This window comes from Bacillus sp. E214, from assembly GCF_008087365.1.
Lineage (GTDB): Bacteria > Bacillota > Bacilli > Bacillales > Pradoshiaceae > Pradoshia.
The window spans coordinates 225,713-248,550 of sequence record NZ_VENN01000005.1; the positions used below are offsets into that span (position 1 = coordinate 225,713).

The 22,838-nt window shown below is 37.5% G+C and carries 17 protein-coding genes and 1 pseudogene; 3 read left to right on the forward strand and 15 right to left on the reverse strand.

The window, feature by feature from the left end; genetic code table 11:
• Nucleotides 1-172 precede the first annotated feature (172 nt).
• The 6 genes from FHY47_RS16285 to FHY47_RS16310 all read right to left on the reverse strand — a co-directional run bounded on the left by FHY47_RS16285 (nucleotide 173) and on the right by FHY47_RS16310 (nucleotide 6,292).
• Nucleotides 173-1,132 carry an ABC transporter permease gene (locus FHY47_RS16285; protein WP_139892747.1) on the reverse strand — a complete coding sequence of 320 codons (960 nt, stop codon included), beginning with the start codon at nucleotides 1,130-1,132 and terminating at the stop codon, nucleotides 173-175.
• On the reverse strand, nucleotides 1,132-2,283 hold the full coding sequence (locus FHY47_RS16290) for an ABC transporter permease (RefSeq protein ID WP_139892748.1): 1,152 nt from the start codon (nucleotides 2,281-2,283) through the stop codon (nucleotides 1,132-1,134). Before FHY47_RS16290 ends, FHY47_RS16285 begins: the two co-directional genes overlap by 1 nt.
• Nucleotides 2,276-3,808 (reverse strand): ABC transporter ATP-binding protein, encoded by a 1,533-nt coding sequence (locus FHY47_RS16295; protein ID WP_066108391.1) that lies wholly within the window; start codon nucleotides 3,806-3,808, stop codon nucleotides 2,276-2,278. Before FHY47_RS16295 ends, FHY47_RS16290 begins: the two co-directional genes overlap by 8 nt.
• 124 nt (nucleotides 3,809-3,932) lie before the next feature.
• A complete protein-coding gene (locus tag FHY47_RS16300) occupies nucleotides 3,933-5,072 on the reverse strand; it encodes a BMP family lipoprotein (RefSeq protein WP_217491086.1) in 1,140 nt (379 codons plus the stop codon).
• Between the two features lie 731 nt (nucleotides 5,073-5,803).
• Nucleotides 5,804-6,049 carry a hypothetical protein gene (locus tag FHY47_RS16305; protein WP_066108394.1) on the reverse strand — a complete coding sequence of 82 codons (246 nt, stop codon included), beginning with the start codon at nucleotides 6,047-6,049 and terminating at the stop codon, nucleotides 5,804-5,806.
• A 60-nt stretch (nucleotides 6,050-6,109) separates the two neighbouring features.
• Nucleotides 6,110-6,292 (reverse strand): Sec23/Sec24 zinc finger-containing protein, encoded by a 183-nt coding sequence (locus FHY47_RS16310; protein ID WP_066108395.1) that lies wholly within the window; start codon nucleotides 6,290-6,292, stop codon nucleotides 6,110-6,112.
• Nucleotides 6,293-6,675: 383 nt separating this feature from the next.
• Here FHY47_RS16310 and FHY47_RS16315 point away from each other — a divergent pair, with 383 nt between their 5' ends.
• Nucleotides 6,676-6,975 carry an IS3 family transposase gene (locus FHY47_RS16315; RefSeq protein WP_066108397.1) on the forward strand — a complete coding sequence of 100 codons (300 nt, stop codon included), beginning with the start codon at nucleotides 6,676-6,678 and terminating at the stop codon, nucleotides 6,973-6,975.
• 352 nt (nucleotides 6,976-7,327) lie between these two features.
• Here the strand turns inward: FHY47_RS16315 and FHY47_RS16320 are convergent.
• The 8 genes and pseudogenes from FHY47_RS16320 to xylA form a co-directional block, all read right to left on the reverse strand.
• A pseudogene (locus FHY47_RS16320) lies at nucleotides 7,328-7,444 on the reverse strand (adenine deaminase C-terminal domain-containing protein); the annotation flags it as partial.
• A 66-nt stretch (nucleotides 7,445-7,510) separates the two neighbouring features.
• A complete protein-coding gene (locus FHY47_RS16325; protein WP_066108398.1) occupies nucleotides 7,511-9,889 on the reverse strand; it encodes a phosphoketolase family protein in 2,379 nt (792 codons plus the stop codon).
• Nucleotides 9,890-9,957: 68 nt separating this feature from the next.
• Nucleotides 9,958-11,451 (reverse strand): xylulokinase, encoded by a 1,494-nt coding sequence (xylB, locus tag FHY47_RS16330; protein ID WP_066108401.1) that lies wholly within the window; start codon nucleotides 11,449-11,451, stop codon nucleotides 9,958-9,960.
• 94 nt (nucleotides 11,452-11,545) lie between these two features.
• Nucleotides 11,546-12,574 carry a sugar ABC transporter substrate-binding protein gene (locus FHY47_RS16335; RefSeq protein WP_066108405.1) on the reverse strand — a complete coding sequence of 343 codons (1,029 nt, stop codon included), beginning with the start codon at nucleotides 12,572-12,574 and terminating at the stop codon, nucleotides 11,546-11,548.
• A gap of 82 nt (nucleotides 12,575-12,656) precedes the next feature.
• On the reverse strand, nucleotides 12,657-13,640 hold the full coding sequence (locus FHY47_RS16340) for an ABC transporter permease (RefSeq protein ID WP_066108408.1): 984 nt from the start codon (nucleotides 13,638-13,640) through the stop codon (nucleotides 12,657-12,659).
• Nucleotides 13,641-13,684: 44 nt separating this feature from the next.
• Nucleotides 13,685-15,193 (reverse strand): sugar ABC transporter ATP-binding protein, encoded by a 1,509-nt coding sequence (locus tag FHY47_RS16345; protein WP_066108411.1) that lies wholly within the window; start codon nucleotides 15,191-15,193, stop codon nucleotides 13,685-13,687.
• Between the two features lie 53 nt (nucleotides 15,194-15,246).
• Entirely contained in the window at nucleotides 15,247-16,857 is a 1,611-nt protein-coding gene (locus tag FHY47_RS16350) for a glycoside hydrolase family 43 protein (protein ID WP_148631121.1), read from the reverse strand.
• 127 nt (nucleotides 16,858-16,984) lie between these two features.
• A complete protein-coding gene (gene xylA / locus FHY47_RS16355; RefSeq protein ID WP_066108417.1) occupies nucleotides 16,985-18,292 on the reverse strand; it encodes a xylose isomerase in 1,308 nt (435 codons plus the stop codon).
• Nucleotides 18,293-18,542: 250 nt separating this feature from the next.
• On the opposite strand from xylA, the gene FHY47_RS16360 reads away from it, so the two are divergent.
• The gene (locus FHY47_RS16360; RefSeq protein WP_066108420.1) at nucleotides 18,543-19,703 is read left to right on the forward strand and encodes an ROK family transcriptional regulator; all 1,161 of its coding nucleotides are present in this window, start codon (nucleotides 18,543-18,545) and stop codon (nucleotides 19,701-19,703) included.
• A 383-nt stretch (nucleotides 19,704-20,086) separates the two neighbouring features.
• Here FHY47_RS16360 and FHY47_RS19035 read toward each other — a convergent pair whose 3' ends face one another.
• On the reverse strand, nucleotides 20,087-20,239 hold the full coding sequence (locus tag FHY47_RS19035; RefSeq protein ID WP_187393502.1) for a hypothetical protein: 153 nt from the start codon (nucleotides 20,237-20,239) through the stop codon (nucleotides 20,087-20,089).
• 612 nt (nucleotides 20,240-20,851) lie between these two features.
• Here FHY47_RS19035 and FHY47_RS16365 point away from each other — a divergent pair.
• Nucleotides 20,852-22,120: an MFS transporter gene (locus FHY47_RS16365; RefSeq protein WP_066108425.1), complete on the forward strand. Its 1,269-nt coding sequence runs from the start codon at nucleotides 20,852-20,854 to the stop codon at nucleotides 22,118-22,120.
• The last annotated feature ends 718 nt before the right edge of the window (nucleotides 22,121-22,838 follow it).

Here is a 22,838-nt window from a genome sequence, read left to right on the forward strand (position 1 = left end):
TTTGCTACACTATCCACATGTGGACTGTATGTCCACACACTAGGTATATTTCCACCTTATGTCGACGCACGATAAGAGTGTGCATTATCTTAGACCGTAATTTATCGATACTCACACGTTGCGTCAACCAAATTTAACATGTTAGCCCATGGAAACTGCTTAGTAAATTTATTTATCTCTTTCCTTTGTCATAAATCTCACCTAACGCTTTCGGAGCACGGTTTGATTTAGAAAAGAAGATTAATAACAATAATGTTAATACATACGGCAATATCATAAATAAATCAGTATAACTGCTTGGCAATGCCATTGATTGAGCAATAAAAGCTCCACCAGATTTCGCAAAACCAAACAAAAGACACGCAGCTAGCGTCGGGACAATCTTCCAATTACCGAAAATTAATGCGGCAATGGCTAAGAACCCATATCCCATATAAATGCTGGAAGAAAAGTTAGCTGAAATGGAATAGGCAAAACACATGCCGCCCAGACCAGATAATAGACCTGATATTAAGACTGCTGTAAACCTGAGTTTCGCAACATCTACACCTGCTGCATCAACGGAATGAGGATTTTCCCCACACGCTCTTAAGCGCATGCCGAACTTTGTTTTATATAAAAGATACCAAGCAAAAATGGCAATCGCGATGATAATTACTTCAAACGGATACACATTCGTAAAGATTGCACCTATTACTGGTATATCGGCTAAACCAGCAATAGTAAACCGCTCCATGACACCTAACTGGAACTTGTCCGAAGCAGTTCCGAAGACAAGCGCATTGATCTGTGTCGTTAAGAATGTTGTTAAAGCCAACGCCAGTATATTAATGACGACACCACTGATAACTTGGTTTGCCTTAAACTTAATGCATAGTACAGCGTGAATAACTGCGAAAACCATTCCGCCGATCATGGCAAATAGTAACGCTACGTAAAACAAATCTTGAATATCTGTACCAAAGGCATTTGCGATTAATACAGCTGACAGCGCCCCGATGAATGCCCCAAAACCTTGAAATCCTTCAAGTGCTAAGTTGGTAATACCACTCTTTTCACTGTATATACCGCCAATTGCTATAATAAAAAGAGGCAAAGCAAAGGATAGACCATCAATAAGTACTGTATCCATTATGATTTACTCTCCTTTCGTTCCGCTGCTTTTTCATTCATGCGGCTAATTTTATACTTCAGATATACACCACATGCACTAAACAATAGGATCAACCCGATGATCACAGAAGAAATTTCTTGTCTGATTCCTGCCTGTGAACTCATATATGTGCTTCCCTGATCAATGATTGATATGAGTGAGGAAGAAAAAATAACACCAATTGGATGAGAGTTTCCTAATAGGGCTACAGCAATGGAATCAAAGCCGATGTCTGATAATACCTTTGGTTGTATAGAAGCGTAATAACCTAAATAATATGTGACACCTGCAAGTCCAGCCAAACTACCCGATATAACCATTGCCAGGACTGTATTTCTTCCCACATTAATTCCCGCATATTTTGCAGCATTACGATTGGAGCCTACCGCTTTAATATCAAATCCAACAACCGTTTTGTCCATGAGAATCTTTATTAGAATAGCGGTAATGATGGCCAAAACAAAGCCTAACGGAATATCCATTTTCAGATTTCCTATTTCAACATTCGCCAATGTTAATCTTGCTGCTTCAGAAATATATTTAGATTGCCTTGAGACTGGATCAATATAATACATTTGAATAAAAAAGCTGATAACATATTGAGCAATATAATTCAACATAATCGTAGATACGACTTCATTGATGTTAAATTTATATTTGAGCCACCCAACTAATCCTCCCATTAGTCCCCCGGTGACTATACCAATCAGTAAAACAAGCGGCTTTGCGATCACCGCATCCAAGCCACTGTAGCCGACAATAATCGTCGCAAAAAAACCAGAGACGAGCATTTGACCGGCAACCCCAATATTAAATAGACCCGCTCTAAATGCGACAGCAACTGCCAAGCTTGCAAATAAAAGCGGCGTCATCGCATTCAGCAAACTCATGAAATCAGTCAGCATGCTTTTATAGCCAGCATAAAATGGCTTCGGTAAAATTCCTGCCCCTTGAAATAAGTTGTAAAACGCCTGCAAAGGATTTTTACCCATTAAAAGTATGACAATAGCTGCCGCAATAAAACTCATGATTATGGCGACTAGTGGAATGGAGATCGATTGCCACTTCTCATTATTTATCAGCCGAATAAGACTACTACGTAACTTATTACTTTTTCTATCTTTACTCATGCTTTGCCCCCATCATATATTCACCGACTTCATTGGTCGTTAATGACTCTCTGCTAGCAATCTTTTGAAGTTGGCCATTATAGATAACTCCTATCGTATCTGCTACATTCATAATTTCATCTAGCTCCAATGATATAAGGAGAATCGCTTTTCCACGATCACGTTCCTGAATGATCATCTTATGGATATTTTCGATTGCGCCAATATCTACTCCCCGTGTTGGTTGAACAAAAATCATAAGAGGTGATTGCAATTCGATTTCTCGGGCAATAATGGCTTTTTGCTGATTACCACCGCTCATCGAACGAACTTGCGTTTTGACGCCTTGTCCGCTTCTAATATCATATTTATCAATCAACTCACTGCCAGATCGCTCGAATTCCTCTTTATTTAGCATCCACTTACTAGAAAAAGGCTCCTTATAGTACTGCTTTAATGCTAGATTAGTAGCTAAATCGAAATCCAAAAACAGTCCAAAGCTTTGTCTATCTTCAGGTATATACGATATACCAGCTTCTGTTCTGCTTCTTATCGTTTCATTCGTAATATCCTTGCCATTAAGATGTATATTTCCGCTGCTGACCTTTGTTAGTCCAGCTATTGCATCCGCTATTTCAACCTGTCCATTATCTGCAACTCCTGCAATGGCAAAGATTTCACCGCTGCGAATGGTAAAGGAAACATCTTTCACTACTTCAAACCCATCTTCATTCTTAACGGTTAGGTTTTCTACCTTCAATACTTCGTCTTTAAATTGAGCTGGCTCTTTCTCCGCTTCAAAGTTTACCTCTCGCCCTACCATTAATTGGGCCATATGATTAACGGAGGTTGTCTTTACATCCAAAACATCAATTAATCTGCCTTTATTCAATACGGCGCATCGATCGGCGACCTTCTTAATTTCTTCCAGCTTATGTGTAATTAATATGATCGTTTTCCCACCGTCTCGCAGTCCTTTGATTATATCCAGCAAGAATTCAATTTCCTGCGGTGTTAAGACTGCAGTCGGTTCATCAAAAATAAGGATGTCTGCTTCCCGATAAAGCACCTTTAAAATTTCCACACGCTGTTGCATGGAAACATTTAAATCAGCTATTTTTTTCGTAGGATCCACTTCTAATCCAAAGCTCTTGGATAGCTCTTCAATTTTTCGATTGGCATTTCGAATATCCACATATGGAAAGAGACCTGCAAATTTTCTGATTGGCTCGATTCCCAAAATAATATTCTCTGTAATCGTATAATCTGATACCAGTTTAAAATGCTGATGGACCATCCCTATATTGAGCTTCGCCGCATGGTTAGGTGAGCTGATATTCACTTTCTCACCCCGGATATAGATTTCGCCTTCATCCGGTTCATACATGCCACCCAGCATACTCATCAACGTTGATTTACCAGCACCATTTTCTCCAAGTAAAGCAAAGATTTCTCCCTTTTTTATGCCAATGGATACATCATCATTCGCTACTATTCCAGGAAATCGTTTGGTTATATGTTTCATCTCTACAATATAATCAGACATCTTTCTGCTCCTTTATCACATTAAATGGAAAGGAAAAAATTAGAAGTTCACCCTCCCCCTGATCCAGTAAATCAGGAAGGGATAAACTTCTAACGATTATTCCATCATGCTTTTCTAATGAATATTACAACCCTGGGAATTTTTCTGGCGTATAACCATTAAAGTTAGATGCCGGCACGATTTTGCCTTCTTTCACTAACTCGTACGCTTCATTCATTTTCGTAAGGGTATCTTCTGATAATTGGTGACGTCCTTCTTCTTTTATAAATCCAGTAGAATTTGAATCTGCATGAAGAACTACGTTTCCGCTTTTAAAGCTTCCGTCAACAATTGCATTCAATTGCTTTTCAACGTTCATGCCCATAAATTTAGCTGCAGATGTTAATACAATGTTCTCAGAACCATTTACACCATCATCAAATTGGTCAACGTCACAACCAATTACTTTAACATCGCCTTTCGCTTCCTTAACAGCAGTGAACACACCGTTACCCGTTCCACCTGCTGCAACAAAGATTTGGTCTACACCTTTTTTAATCAATGCATTACCAATTACTTTTCCTGTTGCTTCATCTCCAAAAGATCCTGCATAGTTACCGCCAACATCCACTCCGTTGACATCAGTTCCTGCATATCCAGATAACTCAACAACCTCAACATTTTTTTCATACTTTTTATTAACAAACTCTACGCCAGATTCAAAACCAAATTGATAGTTTACATTTGATGGATAAGCAATTCCATTTACGACTGCAACTTTATTTGATTTTGTTTCAAGTGCTGCTGCCATTCCGGCAAAAAAGCCACCTTCTTGTTCGGCAAAAGTCATAGAGTAAATATTATCGAACGTTTTTTGGTCACCTACAGGTGTAGGCTCAGAATCAATTAAAATAAATTTCTTATCAGGATTTTCTAAAGCAACACTGGAAACTCCAGCAAATTGGAAGCCAGGTGTTACAATCACGTCATAATCTGCCACGATATCAGCAACGGCTTGTACTCCCGCAGCAGGATCACCCGTTTCTTCTTTAATAGCTTTTACAGTAGCTGTTGGATGGTTTTCGATGAATTTTAAAATACCATTGTAGTTATTTTCGTTAAAGTTGCCATCGTCAACACCAGTTAGGCTTGTTACAATCGCAATTTTTAACCCATCTTTATTACTTCCGGATTCTTTATCTTCACTTTTCCCGCATGCTGCCATAGCAAAAGTCAGTAGGGCAATACATACTAACATAACCAATTTCTTTGCATTTCGCTTCAAGATATTATCCTCCTATATCATCTTTACTATTAATTTTTTCTTCTGGCTATAGAACATATCCAATTCCAACTGAAAAAATCTATTTACACTATTCATAATGCCCCAGCAGAAATATTTAAGTCATAGCCTTTATATTATATTAAAATAACATTAATCAGTACAAACCAATCATATCAACAAGAGGTAAGTTCGTCAATAAAAAATCCGTACGATTTTTAAAAAATAACGATTAATATTCGCTATTAATACAACAAACACGAATATTACAGAAGAATACATGCATAAGATTGACAAAAAAACGAAATATCCCTAATAAGAGGGGGGCAATGTGATTTGTATTTTATGGATAGGGATGAAGGAGTTTGATTCATACTTCATATGGACTTGAATAGCATTTGACCTTCCTTTGATCAGGGATAGGCCAGGCATAGCCCGAGTATGTCCAGGCCATAAACCCTTTTCCTCCGAATTTCCCCGGACTTGTCACGCATTTCACCGAGGATACTAGATTCAATGTGGACATGTGAATCAATTAGACCTGGAACCAATGTGTATGAAGTCCCATCAATTTCTTTTTGGCCATTTATAAAAAATCATTAGTATAGGCCGGTTGCTTATTATGTATCGATTTATTCAAAATAGGATATGTAGTTCCCCTACAAGAATGGAATGCAAACCCCTAAGATGCCTAACACCCCGCTAACTATATAAAGCTAGCAGGGTGCTGTATTTTAAAGAGCATCTTCCAATTCTTCTTCAGTATAACCAAACATATAATCTTCATCTTTCCCGTGAGAAGCCCATATCTCCGCTGCTTCGTAAACACTTAATGACTCATCTAATTCTTCAATATCGTCTATATCTTCAATATCATTGATACCATCATACTCGCCTAATTCTTTAGATTTATCAGATTCATTATTAAGTACACCGAATGGAACAAATCGTCCACTTCTTGGAAATTTTAAATTAGCCATTGCTTACCCTCCTTTATATTTATAAAGCAGTCTACTCAAGAAATCCCAAGCCAATTGTACTTAACCGTCATAATTTCTGAAATCATCCTTAGATTCATAGATTGTATCCGAAGAAATGCTATTCTTATGACCACACTCTGTACATTTCCAAACATAGTGATGGTCATCAAAACCCGGCTGCTCGCTCAGGCAAGCATTGCAGCGATCGCAAAACCACACGATACCCGGAAATCTCTCCTGCATAATGTCCACCTCCTTGTTCTGAATTTGCCCCAAGTAATTAATATGCTCCTAATGCCATATGGTGTAATAGCATGGCGCATGGAGCACCTATGAATTAAGCAACACAGTATAAATCATACTAATATATTATATAATTATAGTAATATTTCTCTGAATATTTTATCAAATAATTTCAATTCAATTCGTTCTATCCTATAGTTCATTAATATATTTTCATTAGCAAAAATACTTCTCTACAATGGCATACATCTTCCTTTCCCTGAACAACTGGCAGTATTGTGGCGATTTGGCGCAAAACCGGGCAACCTTGTAAAGTCGAAAGACACATTGAAGTCCACCCCTAAAGTTAGAGTTAAAAAAACTAACTTTAGGGGTGTTTTATTTTGACTAAATACAGCGAATCATTTAAATACAAAGTTGTACAGAAGTACCTTCATGGACAAGTATTCCAAAGTATGTCCCATATGGGCAACTGCCTGGACAATTCACCGACGGAAAACTTTTTTGGCGTACTGAAACAAGAGATGTATTATGGAGAACCTTTATGTACCTATGAAGAATTAAAGAATAAGATTAACAAATACATTAACTATTACAATACAAAACGCATCAAGCAAGAATTGGTTGGTATGATTCCGGTTGAATACCGTCTTCATACCAGCCAACCAGTTGCTTCATTATAACTCTAACTTTTTGAGGTCACCTCACGTCTTTAATACGATAAGACCAGCTATTCGAGCTTTAGCAGTATGGTGATGTACCATTGCGTTTAAACACAATGTAGCAGGACAATTTATTTACCAGAACCTTGCATCTATGACTGTACTATTAATGCACACCTTACTATCCTGCCAATACCGGAGAAGACCCGATTATTAAAGAATTTCCCACTAACTTAACTACATATGTAGATACCGCATTCGATGGATTGTTGAACAAATTTACGTGAATGATTCATACGCATTTAGCTACAAACAAGTGGAAACAGACCTCTCAAGCATGATTGAAGACTTTCGAGAGGCCTCTTCGTTTAATTTACACACTTACATCCACAAACGTAAATGTATCAACATCTAACAATCCTTGATTTGTAAGCTTTAACGAAGGAATAACTGGCAAGAACAAAAAGGATAATGTCAGCAATGAATCAAAAAAACTCCCCTAGATTCAGATTGTTGCTGAATCTAAGGGAGTTTTTATGAAATCATTTATTAAGCTCTAATAAGCTGTTTTTTTTTCTAATCCCCAAGTCCAATTTATAACTTCCGGAATATCTACTCCATGCTCACGAATGTAGCTATGATGGAAGCTGATTGTTTCATCCATTTGTTTTGCGAAATCTGCTGCTCCCATACCATATACTGCATTAGCTGCATCTTTTGCAACATGGAAACGATCCATTTCAGAATAAACACGCATATCAAATGGTGTTGTAATGTCACCATTTTCACGATAACCATGAATATATAGTTTATGATTATGACGATCAAAGAAAATATCACGAATCATTCCTTCATAACCATGGTAACAGAATATAACAGGCTTATCTTTCGTGAAATACTGATCAAATTCTTCATCCGTTAGACCTCTTGGATCAATATCAGGATGGCGTAATCTTAAAATATCTACAATATTGATAAAACGAATTTTAAGTTCAGGGAATGCTTTATTTAGTATTGTAACAGCAGCTAAGGCTTCTAAATTAGGCTCTGTTCCTGCCGCTGCAATAATAACATCTGGATCTTCACCATCAATTTCAGTGGATGCCCAGTCAATTATTTTTAAGCCGTCCTTCACTAAAATTTCCGCTTCTTCGGCAGAATAGAATTGCGGACGTGGATGCTTTGAGCAAACAACCAGATTAATTAGTTCTTCTGAACTCAAAACCTCTGCCATGACAGCCATCATTGTATTAGTGTCCGCTGGCAAATATTCTCGAATGAATTCCGGTTTCTTTTCCGCTAAATGCGTTAACAATCCTGGATCTTGATGTGTATAACCATTATGATCCTGTTGGAAAACAGTTGAAGTGGCAATCAAGTTTAATGATGGATAGTTCTTACGCCATGATTGTTCCTTAGCCTTACGCAACCATTTAAAATGTTGGGTAATCATTGAATCTACTACACGCAAAAATGCCTCATAGCTTACAAAGAACCCATGTCGCCCAGTTAAAACATACCCTTCCAAGAAACCTTCACATTGATGTTCAGACAACTGTGAATCGATTACACGACCAGCCGGAGCGATCCATTCATCATAATCATTATGTTTGGCTTCTAACCATTGACGATTCGTTACTTCAAAAACTTTGTTTAAGCGATTCGATTTGGATTCATCAGGCCCAAATATCCGGAAATTATCTGGATTTGCCAGAACTAGATCTCTTGCAAAATTGCCGAATTCCACCATATCCTGTGCGACTACTGCTCCAGGTTTCGTCGTATCAATCGCATATTGCTTCCAATCCGTAATCTTCATTGGTTTTGGATCAATGCCGCCATTTGTAATTGGATTAGCAGACATTCTGCGATCGCCTTTTGGTGAAATCTCACGAATTTCCTCAACAATTGCACCTTTTTCATCAAATAACTCTTCTGGACGATAGGATTTCAACCAATCAATCAACGCATCAATGTGCTGCATATGATGAGCGTCTACTGGAATTGGCACTTGATGGGCACGAAATCCGCCTTCAATTGGTTCTCCATCCCACTCTTTAGGGCCTGTCCATCCCTTTGGTGTACGAACGATGAGAACTGGCCAGTTAGGGAGTTGGGCTACCTCAGCCTTTTCTTGGCGAGCTTCGGTTTGTATAGCTTTAATCTGCTCAATAGCTTTATCTAATTGCTCAGCCATTAATGGGTGGACTACTTCCGGGTCTGTTCCAGAAACAAAAATAGGATCCCAGCCTAAACCTTTAAAGTATTGCGCTAACTCTTCATCTGATTTACGCTCTAAGATAGTCGGATTTGAAATTTTCCCGCCATTTAGGTAAAGAATTGGCAAGACAGCTCCATCATTGACTGGATTAATAAATACATTTGAAAACCAGCCTGCTGCTAACGGGCCTGTTTCCGCTTCTCCATCACCAATAACAGTTGCTGCAATTACATCCGGATTATCTAAAATGGCACCTGTCGCATGTGCTAATGAATATCCAAGTTCTCCACCTTCATGAATAGATCCAGGTGTTTCAGGTGCTGCGTGTGATGCTATACCTCCTGGAAAAGAGAAGATTTTACATAACTCTTTTAAACCCGCTTCGTCCTGTGTAATTTCCGGGTATATTTCAGTGTAGCTGCCATCAATATACGAATTCGCTACCATCACTTGACCGCCATGTCCGGGGCCTTCTATGTAAAACATATTTAAATCATATTTATTGATAACACGGTTTAAATGTGCATAAATAAAGTTTTGACCAGAAATTGTCCCCCAATGCCCAATTGGGTGGGTTTTTATATCCTTTTCTTGAATTGATTCTCTAAGCAGTGGGTTATCTTTTAAATACATTTGTGCTACTGAAATATAGTTAGCAGCACGCCACCACGCGTCAACTTTTGCTAAATAATCTTTCGAATCAAAGTTTGTCATTTATAAGATCTCCTTCCAATTCCCATCAAACGTTAAACCAGTTCATCTTACTTGTTATACCTCAGACCTTATTTGCCAAAGTAACTATGACAAATCTCTTTTGTTCCTTCATATACTTTGCGATAACGCGCATAAACTTCTTTATATTTTTCTACATTCTCTGCTTTAGGTATGATTTCTTCTTTATAAGAAACAAAACGCGCTGCACAATCATTTAAATCAGAGAACCAGCCACAGCCAACTGCTGCCAGCATTACAGCTCCTAAACCTGGCCCTTGTTCTGTCGTTAAGTTAACAACGGCTGTATCAAAAATATCCGCCTGCATTTGTAACCAGTCATTATTTTTGGCTCCACCGCCCACTGACACAATACGATCGAATTTCTTATCTGCAATTTCCTCCATGATTATTTTTGAGTCCATCAAAGAGAAAGTAATACCTTCTAATACACTTCTTGCAAAATGTTTTAATTGATGATGTGTATCGATTCCAATAAAGCTTCCGCGAATCTGACTATCACTATACGGTGTTCTTTCACCAACAATATATGGAGCAAAAAGAAGCCCATCACTGCCAATAGCCACAGAATTAATATCAGCTAAAAGTTCCCCAAATGATTGATTTGGTGCAAAATTTTGTTTAAACCAGTTTAAACTATTTCCTGCAGCTAAGGTGACACCCATTGAATAGTTTGCATCATCCATAGCATGATGAAACATATGCAATTTTCCTTGATAATTCTTTTTGGCATCTTCTTCATATGAGAGAAAAACACCACTGGTTCCAATAGAGCACATACCAATACCCTCTTGCAAAATACCAGCTCCAACTGCAGCACATGCATTATCTGCTCCACCCGTAATAATCTTGACGTCACGAGAAAAACCATAATATTCTTGCAGCTCGGGCTTCAAGAAACCAACGACTTTAGTTGAAGGTACGACATCTGGTAAAATTGACTTTGGAATATCAAATCTGCTTAAAATATCATGATCCCATTCCTTTGTATCCTGATTTAACATCAAGGTACCAGCGGCATCTGAAAAGTCCATATGATATTGATTAGTTAACCAGAAACGTAAATAGTCTTTAGGTAACTGTATGCGTTTAACTTTTGACCAAATTTCCGGCTCATGCTTTTGAACCCATAGGATCTTAGGCAAAGTAAACCCTTCTAATGCAATGTTTTTAGTATGGGAAAGAATCAGTTCCCCTGCTTTTTCTTTAATTTCCTTACATTGTTCGGTGGTACGAACATCATTCCATAGAATGGCCGGACGTAGTGGCTTATCTTTCTCATCTAACAATACCAAACTGTGCATTTGCCCAGAAAAGCTAATTCCCTCTAACAACTCTTTCATATCAGGAACCTTTTCTAAAAGCTCAAGCATTACATGATTGGCAGCTTCTATCCAATGCTTTGGATTTTGCTCACTAAATCCTATTTGCGGGGTATCCAATGGATATGTTGCCGTCGCTTCTGCAACCAGATTTCCATCTTTGTTTACTAATAATCCCTTTATTGCACTAGTACCTAAATCTAGCCCTAAGACGTATGCCATTTTTTCACCTCTAAACGATTATTCTAATACATGAGAGATAAACAGTCTGTTTATCTCTCATTCTATTTATCTTCCAAATGACGAACTATGCTTATTATTCTGCATCGTCAGTAGAGCTAGTTTTTACTTTACTTTTTCCTTCTCCATATTCTTTCAAATCATCAGCTTTAACATATTTAACGTCAATTGGAATTGTAGAATCAATTTCTTCACCATCGATTACTTTTACTAGGTTTTCAATTACTTGATAACCAATTTGATAGGCATCCTGATCAACAATAGCAGTAATACGGCCATCTTCAATACCTTTTAACCAAGTATCAGTATAGTCAAATCCATAATGAAGAATTTTTCCAGCTTTTCCTTGTGATTGAATTGCACTCATAACACCTACATCTGGACCTTCAGAACCAAGTGAGAATACAGTTACTAAATCTTTATTCGCAGAAATATAACCTTCTAATTGCTTCTTAGATTCAGATGGTTGGTCATTATCCTGGATAGTAGCTAAGAATTTGAAATTCTTCGCGTCAGCTCCATAAACTTCTTCAAAGCCTTCTTTTATCCCTTTTTCACGGTCAATCATCGTCGGCTGTGCCACGTCTACACAAACAATTGCAATTGAACCGCTTGTAATCCCTTTTTCCTTCATTTCTGTAGCTGCTTGAACCCCTAATTCTTTACCGGCAGATACGTTATCTGTTCCAACATAAGCTGTACGATCTGCCTCATTTTCTAAATCTGCATCAAAAGTGATTACAGGGATATCTTTATCCATTGCTGCTTTGATTGGAGAAACAAATGCTTTCTTTTCAATAGGCGCAACTGCAATACCTGCAACGTCTTTTGCTGTTGCTTCCTTAATAAATCCAATATGTTTTTCTTTCTTACTTGGCTCAGCGGATGGGGAGGTTTTCGTTACTAATGTGTAACCGTATTCTTTCGCTGCATCCTCTGCTCCTTTTTTCATCGGATTCCAATAGGCACCCGTATCTACGATAGGAACAAAATACAAGGACTTATCCTCAGCTCCACTCGCAGTGTTTTCTTCTTTCCCACATCCAGCTAATAACAATGTTGCAATAGTGAGTCCAGTAACTAGTTTTTTCCCTTTTTTCAACATGATAGACTATCTCCTTTACCTTATCTATTTGAGTAGAAATAAACTCCAATTCTTATTTGTTACCCTTTTGCTCAAAACAAGATCAGCGACTTGCTTTGCGTTTGAAGTAATCTATGATGATTGCCAGGATGATTACAAGACCTGTTACCGTATCCTGCAAGAAAGAATTCACTCCCATAAGAGTTAATCCGTTTTTGAATACCTGCAAAGTCATGATCCCAGCTACAGCTCCGCCAATAGTACCAATACCGCCACTAAATGATGTACCGCCCATTATCGCAGCTGCCATGGCGAATAAATCCAAACCATTGGCATCTTTTGAAGCACCGCCATCTAAATTAGACACAATCAATAGACCGGCAATTGCTGCTAGAATACCCTCAATAATGAAGACCTTGACAATATGAAGGTCCGTATTGATACCAGATAGGCGTGCTGCCTCCTGATTAGAACCAACAGCATATGTATTTTTTCCAAGACGTGTCTTTTTCATGATAAAGACAAATAATACGATTATCACAATGAATATCAATGTGTTACTTTTTACAGTTTCAGTACCAATAGGTGTTTTGGCTAATCCACTTAACCACTCTGCTTCTGAACCAATAAATTGTTCGTTCGTGAAAAATCCAAGCATACCTTTAATTACATAGCATGAACCTAAAGTCAAAATAAATGAAGGTAAGTCGAACTTTTTGATTAACAAAGCATTCATCGTTCCTAATATTGCACCTGTCATCAATGCAAGGAGGATCACAACAGGCGCTGGAAGCCCGCTATTAGCAGCATATAAACCTACCATACCAGAGGCCATTGCTACATAACCAATCGATAAATCAACATAACCACAAATCAGAATCATGGCATATGCAACAGTTAAGATTCCTACAGGTGGTATTTGTTGCAAGAAATTCTCAATATTGTATGAACTAAGAAAATCACTATTTGCGATTGAAAAGTATACCAGTAGAACGATTAAAACTATATACACTGAATAATTCATAAATAGGGATTTTAAGTCTATTCTTTTTCCCGCTTTTTCCATGTTTTTGCTCCTATCATTCATAGTAAGTATGATTTGATGAACGACTCCCTAGGATAAGAAATTTATCATTGACTCCCAGTTGCATATTTCATAATCAATTCTTGTGCTTCATCTTTTCTATTCTTATAATCAGAAACAATTAACTCACCGGTTATCTTTCCTTCATGGAAGACATGAATGCGATCGCAAGTACCCAATAATTCAGGAATTTCCGATGAAACAATCAAAATGGTTTTCCCTCGAAGAGCAAGCTGATTAATAATTGCATAGATTTCTGATTTTGCACCTACATCAATTCCTTTTGTCGGTTCATCAAAAATATAAATTTGATTATCCGCATTTAACCATTTAGCCAGTACGACTTTTTGTTGATTTCCCCCTGATAAACTAGAAACTGGATTATCGATGTCACTAACTTTTATATTCACCTCTTCAACGGAATCATTGGTGATTTTGACTAATTGCTTCTGATTGAGAAGGAATTGTTTCAAGCTAGTAATTGTGATATTGTCCTTAATTGATAGTCCCAAGAAAAGCCCTTGGTGCTTCCTATCCTCCGTCAATAATCCAATCCCATTCTTAATTGCATCTACTGGAGATTTTATGGTTACTTTACGGTTATCAATAGTGATTTCTCCCGATTTTAGGCGATCAGCTCCAAAAAGCAATCGCATCGTTTCAGTTCTACCACTACCAACCAACCCCGCAAATCCTACTACTTCTCCACGCTTTGCTTCGAAGCTCACATCATTTACTTTCCCGGCCTTACATGTGAAGTTTTTCACATGTAAGCGCACAGGTCCAATATCGGTAGGTTGTTTGGGATATAAATCCTTTATTTCCCTACCAACAAGCATGGATATAATTTGGTCTTCTGATAAACTCTTTACTTCCTCCGTCGCAATGTAATTTCCATCACGCATGATTGTAATCCGTTCACATAATTCAAAGATCTCTCTCATGCGGTGAGAGATATAGATACTCGAAAAGCCTTTCTCTTTTAGGCGACGGATAATAATAAATAATACTTCTACATCTTTATCAGAAAGAGACGTTGTTGGTTCATCAAAAATAATTACTTTAGCATTCAAGCTCAAAGCTTTTGTAATTTCAATCAACTGCTTATTTGCCGTAGAAAGAGAGCTTACAAGATCTGTAGGTTTCACCTTAGCTCCAACCATATTCAGCCAGTACTGTGTATCTTCATATAATTTTTTAAAATCAATTATCCCAAGAAACTTATTGATATACGGCAAACGTCCGATGAAGACATTTTCTGCAACTGATAAATCCTCTGCTAAGTTTAATTCCTGATGTACAAAAGCAATTCCTAATTCGGATGCAAGATCTGGTGTCATTTTGCTTATCTGTTTTCCTTCAAAAGTAATTTCACCAGCATCCTTATCTAATAGTCCCGCTAGAATATTCATCAAGGTAGACTTGCCAGCACCATTTTCACCCATCAATGCATGAATTTCGCCCTTACGGACTTCAAATTGAGTATTCTTTAATACATGAACCTTGCCAAAACTTTTTTCAATACCAGTCATTGAAAATAAAATCTCATCTTTCATGGTATCTTAATCCTCCTTTCTCAGAAAATAAGTAACTAAGAGCTACAATTTATTTATTTTTCTTGATACTTGAAGTAATCAAATTTAGCTTCTAGCTCATAACCAGAATAGTCTACGTTCACCATTCCTACAAATGCACCTGTAAAGAAACCGCCATAGCTTTGATTCACATAATCATCAGATAGGATCTTGGCATCCAATTGGACAGGAATATCTATCCACGTTAATCCGTCAAATGAATAAGCATATGTATAATAGCTCTTCTTCACAACCGTCTTAAAGTAAACATATTGAACTTCTTCTGGAATGGCAATTGCCCTTTCCTTTAAATAGCTAGTGAGTACACCACGATTATTCTCAGTCACTTCAATTACACGACCATTAAGCTCGTTCCAGGTTACTTGAACCATGGACCAATGCTGACTATTGTAGTAATTAGTCAGTCCAGCCATTTGTTGAAAAGTTGTTGGGTGATAGCTTAATTTTGTTTCTGCTTCAAATTCAAATGCCTGCCATCTTCTAGCCACAAGTGAATTTTCATGCAGATTAGTTAAGCTTCCAGAGCCCATCAATACAAGATGACCATCTTTGATTTTTCCAATTTGTTCTGTAAATGGTACACGTAGAGTGTTAAAGTGAATGTTTAACTCTGGTTGATCAAAATCATCCATCACCAAATAGTTAGAAGGATAACTATTTGGCACCACATTTTTAGGCGGTTCCACTTCAACGCATCCTTGTTTTCCACCAACAATTATTGGCCATAAATCTTTCGACCATTCAACTTTTTGAATCGCAGTTTCTCTTCCTAACGTACACCAGCCACGAGGATCATGGCTAGATTCGTAAGAATGGTGCCATGGACGTCCCGTTAAATGGGCGAAATACCATTCTCCATCCGGTGTATCCACTAAAGACCCATGCCCACATTTTTGCAAAGGATGATCAGGATGATTAAAAGCGGTCAGGAACGTATCTGGTTGACTTTCATATTCACCATAAATCGAAGAAGATCTAGCTACAACTTCTTGGTGTGTATAAGTTGTTCCGCCTTCGGCACAGAAAAGATAGTACTTTCCGAATAATTTATACAGATGTGGACCTTCAACCAGTTTTACATCCGTACCCTTCCATATAATCTTTGCGGTTTCTGGAAGTAAGCGTTCATCCTGCACAGAATACTCCGTGCACTTAATACCATTAAATGGATGATGGTATTCTCGATGATCCCATTCCATTTGCAGCAGATATTTCCGCCCGTCATCATCATGAAAAAGGGAAGCATCAAAGCCTACTCCATTTAATTTGATTGGTTTACTCCAAGGGCCATGGATATTTTCTGAGGTGGTCAGATAGTTTGTACAATCCTTAAACGCACCGTTTACCACTTTCACATCAGTATAAACTAACCAAAATTTCCCGTCAGCGTAAGATAGATCCGGCGCCCATATTCCCCCAGAATCCGCATTTCCTTTCATATCCAGCAATTCAGTAGTTGATAATGGATGCGAAACTAATTGCCAATGAATCAAATCCTTTGATTCATGAATCCTTACACCTGGAAACCACTCAAAAGTAGAAGTCGCAATATAATAGGTATCTTCTACGCGAATAATAGAAGGGTCTGCATTAAAGCCTTTTAAAATAGGATTTGTAATTTTCATGATAAACTCCATTCTTAAGTTCTTTATACGCTATTCCATAAAGACGGTACCCTGTTAAATCAATACTATATAATAGGTTTAAAAGATTAAGTAGCTTATACACTGTGACTGGAGATGTAAATCCTTTTTAGTATAGATAGTCATTTAAGCGAGATTTCACGTATTCAATATGACTGGATTCCAATTTGATGTCATCTAATTTTAATGCGTATTCTGTCAGGCTTTCTAAGTCTTCCTTGCCATTAACAATGGAAGCTCCAATTCCTTCATAGAAAGAGGCATAGCGTTTTTCTTTCAAACTATCAAAGAAGCGATCTTCTTTTAATTTAGCCGCTGCTTTTAGTCCTCTAGCAAATGTGTCCATACCGGCAATATGGGCTAAGAACAAATCTTCCATTTCAAAGCTGGAACGACGCACTTTAGAGTCAAAGTTAATACCACCTGGTGCAATTCCTCCATTTTCTAGTACACCATACATGGCCATCGTAACATCATAAACATTTGTTGGGAATTCGTCTGTGTCCCAACCTAGCAGAACATCACCTTGGTTCGCATCGAGAGATCCTAAGGCATTATTTATGCGTGCAACTTCAATCTCATGTTCAAATGTGTGGCCAGCAAGTGTAGCATGGTTTGCTTCAAGGTTCAGCTTAAATTCACCAGTAAGATCATATTTTTGGATAAACTGTAATGCGGTAGCAGCATCAAAATCATATTGGTGTTTAGATGGCTCTTTTGGTTTAGGTTCAATCAAAAATTGTGGTTTATGATTAATCTTTTCTCCATAAGCTACAGCCATCTTGAATAAACGCGCAATATTATCTTGTTCAAGAGCCATGTCTGTATTCAATAGTGTTTCATAGCCTTCACGGCCGCCCCAGAACACATAATTTTCGCCGTTCAACTTTTTGGAAATATCAAGCCCTTTTTTGACTTGTGCCGCTGCATAAGCAAATACATCTGCATTATTAGTAGAAGCTGCTCCATTTACATATCTTGGATGACTAAACATATTTGCGGTATTCCACAGTAATTTGATTCCAGTTCTATCCATTTGTTCTTTTATCAAATCAGTAATTTCATCTAGATTTCTATAGAACTCTTCTAAAGAATTACCTTCCGGCGCAATATCCACATCATGGAAGCAAAAATATTCAACGCCTAGTTTCTCTAAAATTTCAAAGAAAGCGACCACACGGTTTCTAGCTGTATCCATTGCTGTTTCACCAAACCAAGTTCGTTGATTTGTAGGCAAACCAAATGGATCACTACCATCTTGTGTCATTGTATGCCAGTATGCGACCGCAAATCTCAAATGTTCTTTCATTGTTTTGCCGGCCACAACCTCTTCTGGATTGTAATAACGGAAAGCAAACGGGTTATCTGAGTTTTTTCCCTCATACTTGATTTTTCCTACATTCGGAAAATAAGTCATCTGAAATCCTCCTCCCAAACTAAGCAAGTTAGTTTGTTTATATGTTTTACTAACTTGATTGTAGTCGCTTTCATTTTAGTAGTCAAGTAATTTTCGCACTATAATAAATTTATACTAAATTACTACTTTTCCAACAAATGACTAGTAAATTACTACTTTTCCAACAAATGACTAGTAAATTTATGAAAAATCTATTAGTATATTAGTTAGTATGTTTAATAAATAAATTAACAAAGGAGGTGTTTATGATATGGAAAACTCTCATTATATTATACGTACTCAAAATGAATCCCTTTGTCTGGAGACGATTATTAATAATCTAGGTGTGTCACGAGCTGAACTGGCTACCATAACTGGTTTAACTAAAGCTACTGTCTCTAGCATCGTTAAGAAATTACTGGATGACAATTTAGTCACTGAAACAGGCAGTGGTCAAAGCAGTAATTTAGGCGGACGTAAACCCATCAAGCTACAATACAATGGAAAATCCGGTCTCTCTATCTCTATTGATGTTGGATATAATTACATTCGCGCCTTATTAACTTATCTTGATGGTGAAGAAATTTCCTACATTGAGAAGAAACCAATTACCTTAAATGAAGACACCGTCAGATCTTATTTTTCTGAGATATTCTCTTCTTTTGATAAGATAAAGCCTAAATCGCTCTACGATATTATTGGTGTAGTAATCGCTGTTCATGGACCTGTTTTTAATGGAAATATTATTTTTACTCCACATTACAATTTAGATAAGATTCGATTCCGTGAAATAACTGAAAGCCTAATTGATTACCCTATATTTCTAGAAAACGAAGCTAACTTATCAGCGCTAGGTGAGTATACTTTTACATCTGAATCCTCTAGTTTAATCAGTATTAATATTCATGGAGGTATAGGTGCCGGTATCGTCCGAGACGGAATTATACAAACTGGTTCGCATGGGTTCGCTGGAGAGATTGGCCACCAAATTATCTCTGCTGGCGGTAAGAAGTGCAAATGCGGGAATCTCGGGTGTTTAGAAGCCTATGCCTCAAATAAAGCTTCCTTTGAATATTTTGCACAATTAAAAGATATGGATTATGTCAATGCAATTATTTTAAGAGAATACTATAACAATGGGGATACTGATGCCAAAAAAGTCGTCAAGGAGAATACACGCTATTTAAGTTTCGGTATAAATAATATGATTGCCCATTACGACCCTGAGGTTATCGTTTTAAATAGTTCTCTTTACCGCGAAATTCCTGAAATGATGACAATGTTAAAAAATAATCTATATAGCACTTTTTCTAAATGTATAATTGTTCGAAACAGCAAACTTAATGAACGAGCTACTCTTCTAGGAGGCTTAGCCTTAAATCTCCAAAATTTCCTTGGTATTAAACATATGAAATTCAATACAAAGGCTTAGTGGAATTTTCAGATGGACCTAATGGATTTCTTTGCGTTTGCTCTCGTTCAAATGATTTTCCATAGGTAAAAATGCCCAAGTAGTCAACTATGCAGACTTGTTTGGGCATTTTCAATTAGATTCCCAGAACTTGCATGCATCAAGGCTCAAGCGACTTTACCATGTTCATTAGGCCACACAATGGATAACCAGATAAAAGAGCTGAAAATGCTATGAGGGCATAAATAAAACGTTCGCTTCCGATCCCTGTTAGCCATAAATTCCATGTACCGCAATTTTCATAGTAATTGCCCTCGAATTTACTGACAAATCGTAAAGTTAATCTCATTTCACCCCTCTCTTCACTTCAATTTCAAATATTATATATAGCAAGGCCTTTCTTTTCACGTTTTCGCATGCAAAAAAGCCGGTGAAATTTTACTTATCGTAAACACTTCACCGGCTTGCCTTTTTGCTAAAACACAGTTACTCTCCGCTTTATATGTCCATTCATATCCCTTCGTTTCGAATTTACCAATCGAATAGTTTATAGCCACTTTTTCATAAGTTTGGATGGCACATTATTACAATCACAAACGAATGAAGGCAAAATTAAAAGACCTAAACCCGGTTGAATAACGGACTCAGGTCCTCAAAGCAGCATGACTATTTATTTCTAACTTTCTTGGGTCAGATCAAAAAAGGGCTGACTTCCTTATTTTAATATAAGCTTCGCTACACTTTCCACGTGTGTGGAGTGTAATTGACAACACATGGGATGTTGGTGATGTTTTTAAATAACCTAAAAGAATATATAGAAAGCGTAAGTTGGCTTCTAACAGCCAAATTATTTGCAAGTCCCAAATGTCTCTTATGTTGCTTCACCTTTAAATTGCCAATCTTACTTTCTATTGATCTTATTGATATAGCCGATTCAACAATATACTGAGTAAAATCTTTGAACTTTTCATTAGCTATATTAAAAACAGGTGTTAATCCTACTAAGCTTCGATAAAGGTATTATGTGAGTATATAAAAAAGAGGAAGGTCAAAATTGTAACTCTCCTTTTTTATAAGGTAAAATAAATATAGAACATACTGATATATTTTTTTGCGAAAGCAAAGGGTTATGGAAAGAAAAAATTATACAGGGACAGGAGGGGTAGAACATGCAACAGAAAAAGAAAAAAATTCATTTTGCTTGGTGGGTATTGTTTGGGTTAGCCATTATGATGGGTGTTGCACGTGGTGGCATAAATAATGCTGCTAGTTTATTTTTAACACCTGTGTCAGAAGATTTAGGCGTTGGTATGGGACAACTTACCCTATACTTGAGTGTCTCTTCCATTGCGATGATGGTATTCTTGCCGTTTGCCGGAAAGATAATGGGTAAATACGATATTCGTATGGTCTTGATTGTATCCATTCTGTTACAAGGTGGTGCATTTGCGTTATTTGGAATGATGAATTCGGTATGGGGCTGGTATTTATTAGCGATTCCGCTGTCTGTCGGTAGTGTTCTTGTGACACAATTGGCAGGTCCCGTTCTTATAAACCAATGGTTTAAAAAACGAAACGGACTAGCCCTTGGTATTATGATGGCAGCGAGCGGTATGTTTGGGGCGATCATTCAACCGAATGTAGGAACGTTAATTGCCTCACAAGGTTGGAGAACTTCTTACATCATTGTTGGGATTGCGGCGATTGTCATTGTAATACCAGTGGTTTTACTGTTCATTCGTATGTCACCACTACAAAAAGGTCTATTACCTTATGGCTTAGACAAGGTAGAAGCTAACGATTCGAAACAAGATGCACAAACGGTAGAAAACAAAGGTGTCACAGCCGCAGTGGCGAAAAAGTCATTGGCCTTTTATGCTCTATTATTCTTTTTATTCTTAATTACCGCGGTTGCAAGTTTTGCTCAATTTATTGCCCCTTACGCACAAAGCATTGGGTATGATGTCCAGTTTGCCGGAAATGTCATGGGTGTGTTCATGTTTGGTGTTTTAGTTGGATCATTGGTGTTCGGTTTCTTGACCGATAAAATGGGTGCAAAGAAAACCACCTTTTTCTCCATGTTCGTCGGATTGATTTCCGTTTTCTTATTGATCTTCATACCAGACAATCCAATGGTATTTTCAGTGGCAATCGGATTATTTGGATTTGTTTCTTCATCAGTTGGAACGCTAGGACCGTTATTGACTACTTCTATCTTCGGCACGAAAGAATATGGCGCCATTTATGGAACGGCAGCATTAGGATTAGCATTAGCAGGTATTACGGCGCTCCCTGCTTATGGGTTTGTATTTGATGCAACGGGCAGCTATCTATACGTGTTATATGCTGTTGCAGGGATGATTCTGTTAAGTGTCTTGTTAATCATCATTGCGTTCAAAGGTAAAGAAAAATTAGAAAAAGCGGGTCAATGGAATTAAGCGATATAGTTAAGGAGTAAGCGAAATCACATCTGTGGTTTCGCTCTTTTTGATACCCTCCTTTTTCACTTGTCTATTAGCAGTTTGCTTTAAACCCAAAGGGAACGTTTTCTTTAGAGCAAGGAAAACGGAAATATTCCCGAATAGAAATCAGCAAAGGGGAGCTAAGAATGAGAGTAGATATAAATACATAGAAAAATATAGCTTGCTTTTATGGGTCTGTATTGGACTTGAAAGGCGAAAGAATTATGAGGATACGACTACCAAATTTTTTTAAATAGTATTACCGATTGAAATCATTAAGAAAATTTTCTACTGCTATATATTGAAAAAGTACAGTACTTAAATCTAATTACAGGGAAAAGAAAAAAGCAGCGCCAAAGGGCAACTGCCTTATTTCAATACTAATTTTGCTACACTTTCCACGTGTGTGGAGTGTATGTGGCAACACAAGGGATGTTGGTGGGTTTATCAACATCTTTACCTGTTTTCGTAAGGATTGTTGCTTTTGTCTAATATTTATTCGAGATATGAAAACAGGCACCTTCAGAAAGAAAGTCGGTATACTTGCTCTTAAACAAACGCCCCCGATCGTATTATAAGGTTGACCAAGTTATTGGTTGACCTTTTTCTTTTAGGTCTAGAATACTAGAGGTAGCTGGGGTAGAACGACCGCCCCCGTGGGATTCCATCCCGACAACTAAACCGTTCGCCCCCT

Excerpts from the sequence above, each read along its gene's own strand:
- FHY47_RS16285 (WP_139892747.1), bottom strand. The coding sequence starts at position 1,132 with ATGGATACAGTACTTATTGATGGTCTATCCTTTGCTTTGCCTCTTTTT.
- FHY47_RS16290 (WP_139892748.1), bottom strand. The coding sequence starts at position 2,283 with ATGAGTAAAGATAGAAAAAGTAATAAGTTACGTAGTAGTCTTATTCGG.
- FHY47_RS16295 (WP_066108391.1), bottom strand. The coding sequence starts at position 3,808 with ATGTCTGATTATATTGTAGAGATGAAACATATAACCAAACGATTTCCT.
- FHY47_RS16305 (WP_066108394.1), bottom strand. The coding sequence starts at position 6,049 with ATGGCTAATTTAAAATTTCCAAGAAGTGGACGATTTGTTCCATTCGGT.
- FHY47_RS16310 (WP_066108395.1), bottom strand. The coding sequence starts at position 6,292 with ATGCAGGAGAGATTTCCGGGTATCGTGTGGTTTTGCGATCGCTGCAAT.
- FHY47_RS16325 (WP_066108398.1), bottom strand. The coding sequence starts at position 9,889 with ATGACAAACTTTGATTCGAAAGATTATTTAGCAAAAGTTGACGCGTGG.
- xylB (WP_066108401.1), bottom strand. The coding sequence starts at position 11,451 with ATGGCATACGTCTTAGGGCTAGATTTAGGTACTAGTGCAATAAAGGGA.
- FHY47_RS16335 (WP_066108405.1), bottom strand. The coding sequence starts at position 12,574 with ATGTTGAAAAAAGGGAAAAAACTAGTTACTGGACTCACTATTGCAACA.
- FHY47_RS16340 (WP_066108408.1), bottom strand. The coding sequence starts at position 13,640 with ATGAATGATAGGAGCAAAAACATGGAAAAAGCGGGAAAAAGAATAGAC.
- FHY47_RS16345 (WP_066108411.1), bottom strand. The coding sequence starts at position 15,193 with ATGAAAGATGAGATTTTATTTTCAATGACTGGTATTGAAAAAAGTTTT.
- FHY47_RS16350 (WP_148631121.1), bottom strand. The coding sequence starts at position 16,857 with ATGAAAATTACAAATCCTATTTTAAAAGGCTTTAATGCAGACCCTTCT.
- xylA (WP_066108417.1), bottom strand. The coding sequence starts at position 18,292 with ATGACTTATTTTCCGAATGTAGGAAAAATCAAGTATGAGGGAAAAAAC.
- FHY47_RS16360 (WP_066108420.1), top strand. The coding sequence starts at position 18,543 with ATGGAAAACTCTCATTATATTATACGTACTCAAAATGAATCCCTTTGT.
- FHY47_RS16365 (WP_066108425.1), top strand. The coding sequence starts at position 20,852 with ATGCAACAGAAAAAGAAAAAAATTCATTTTGCTTGGTGGGTATTGTTT.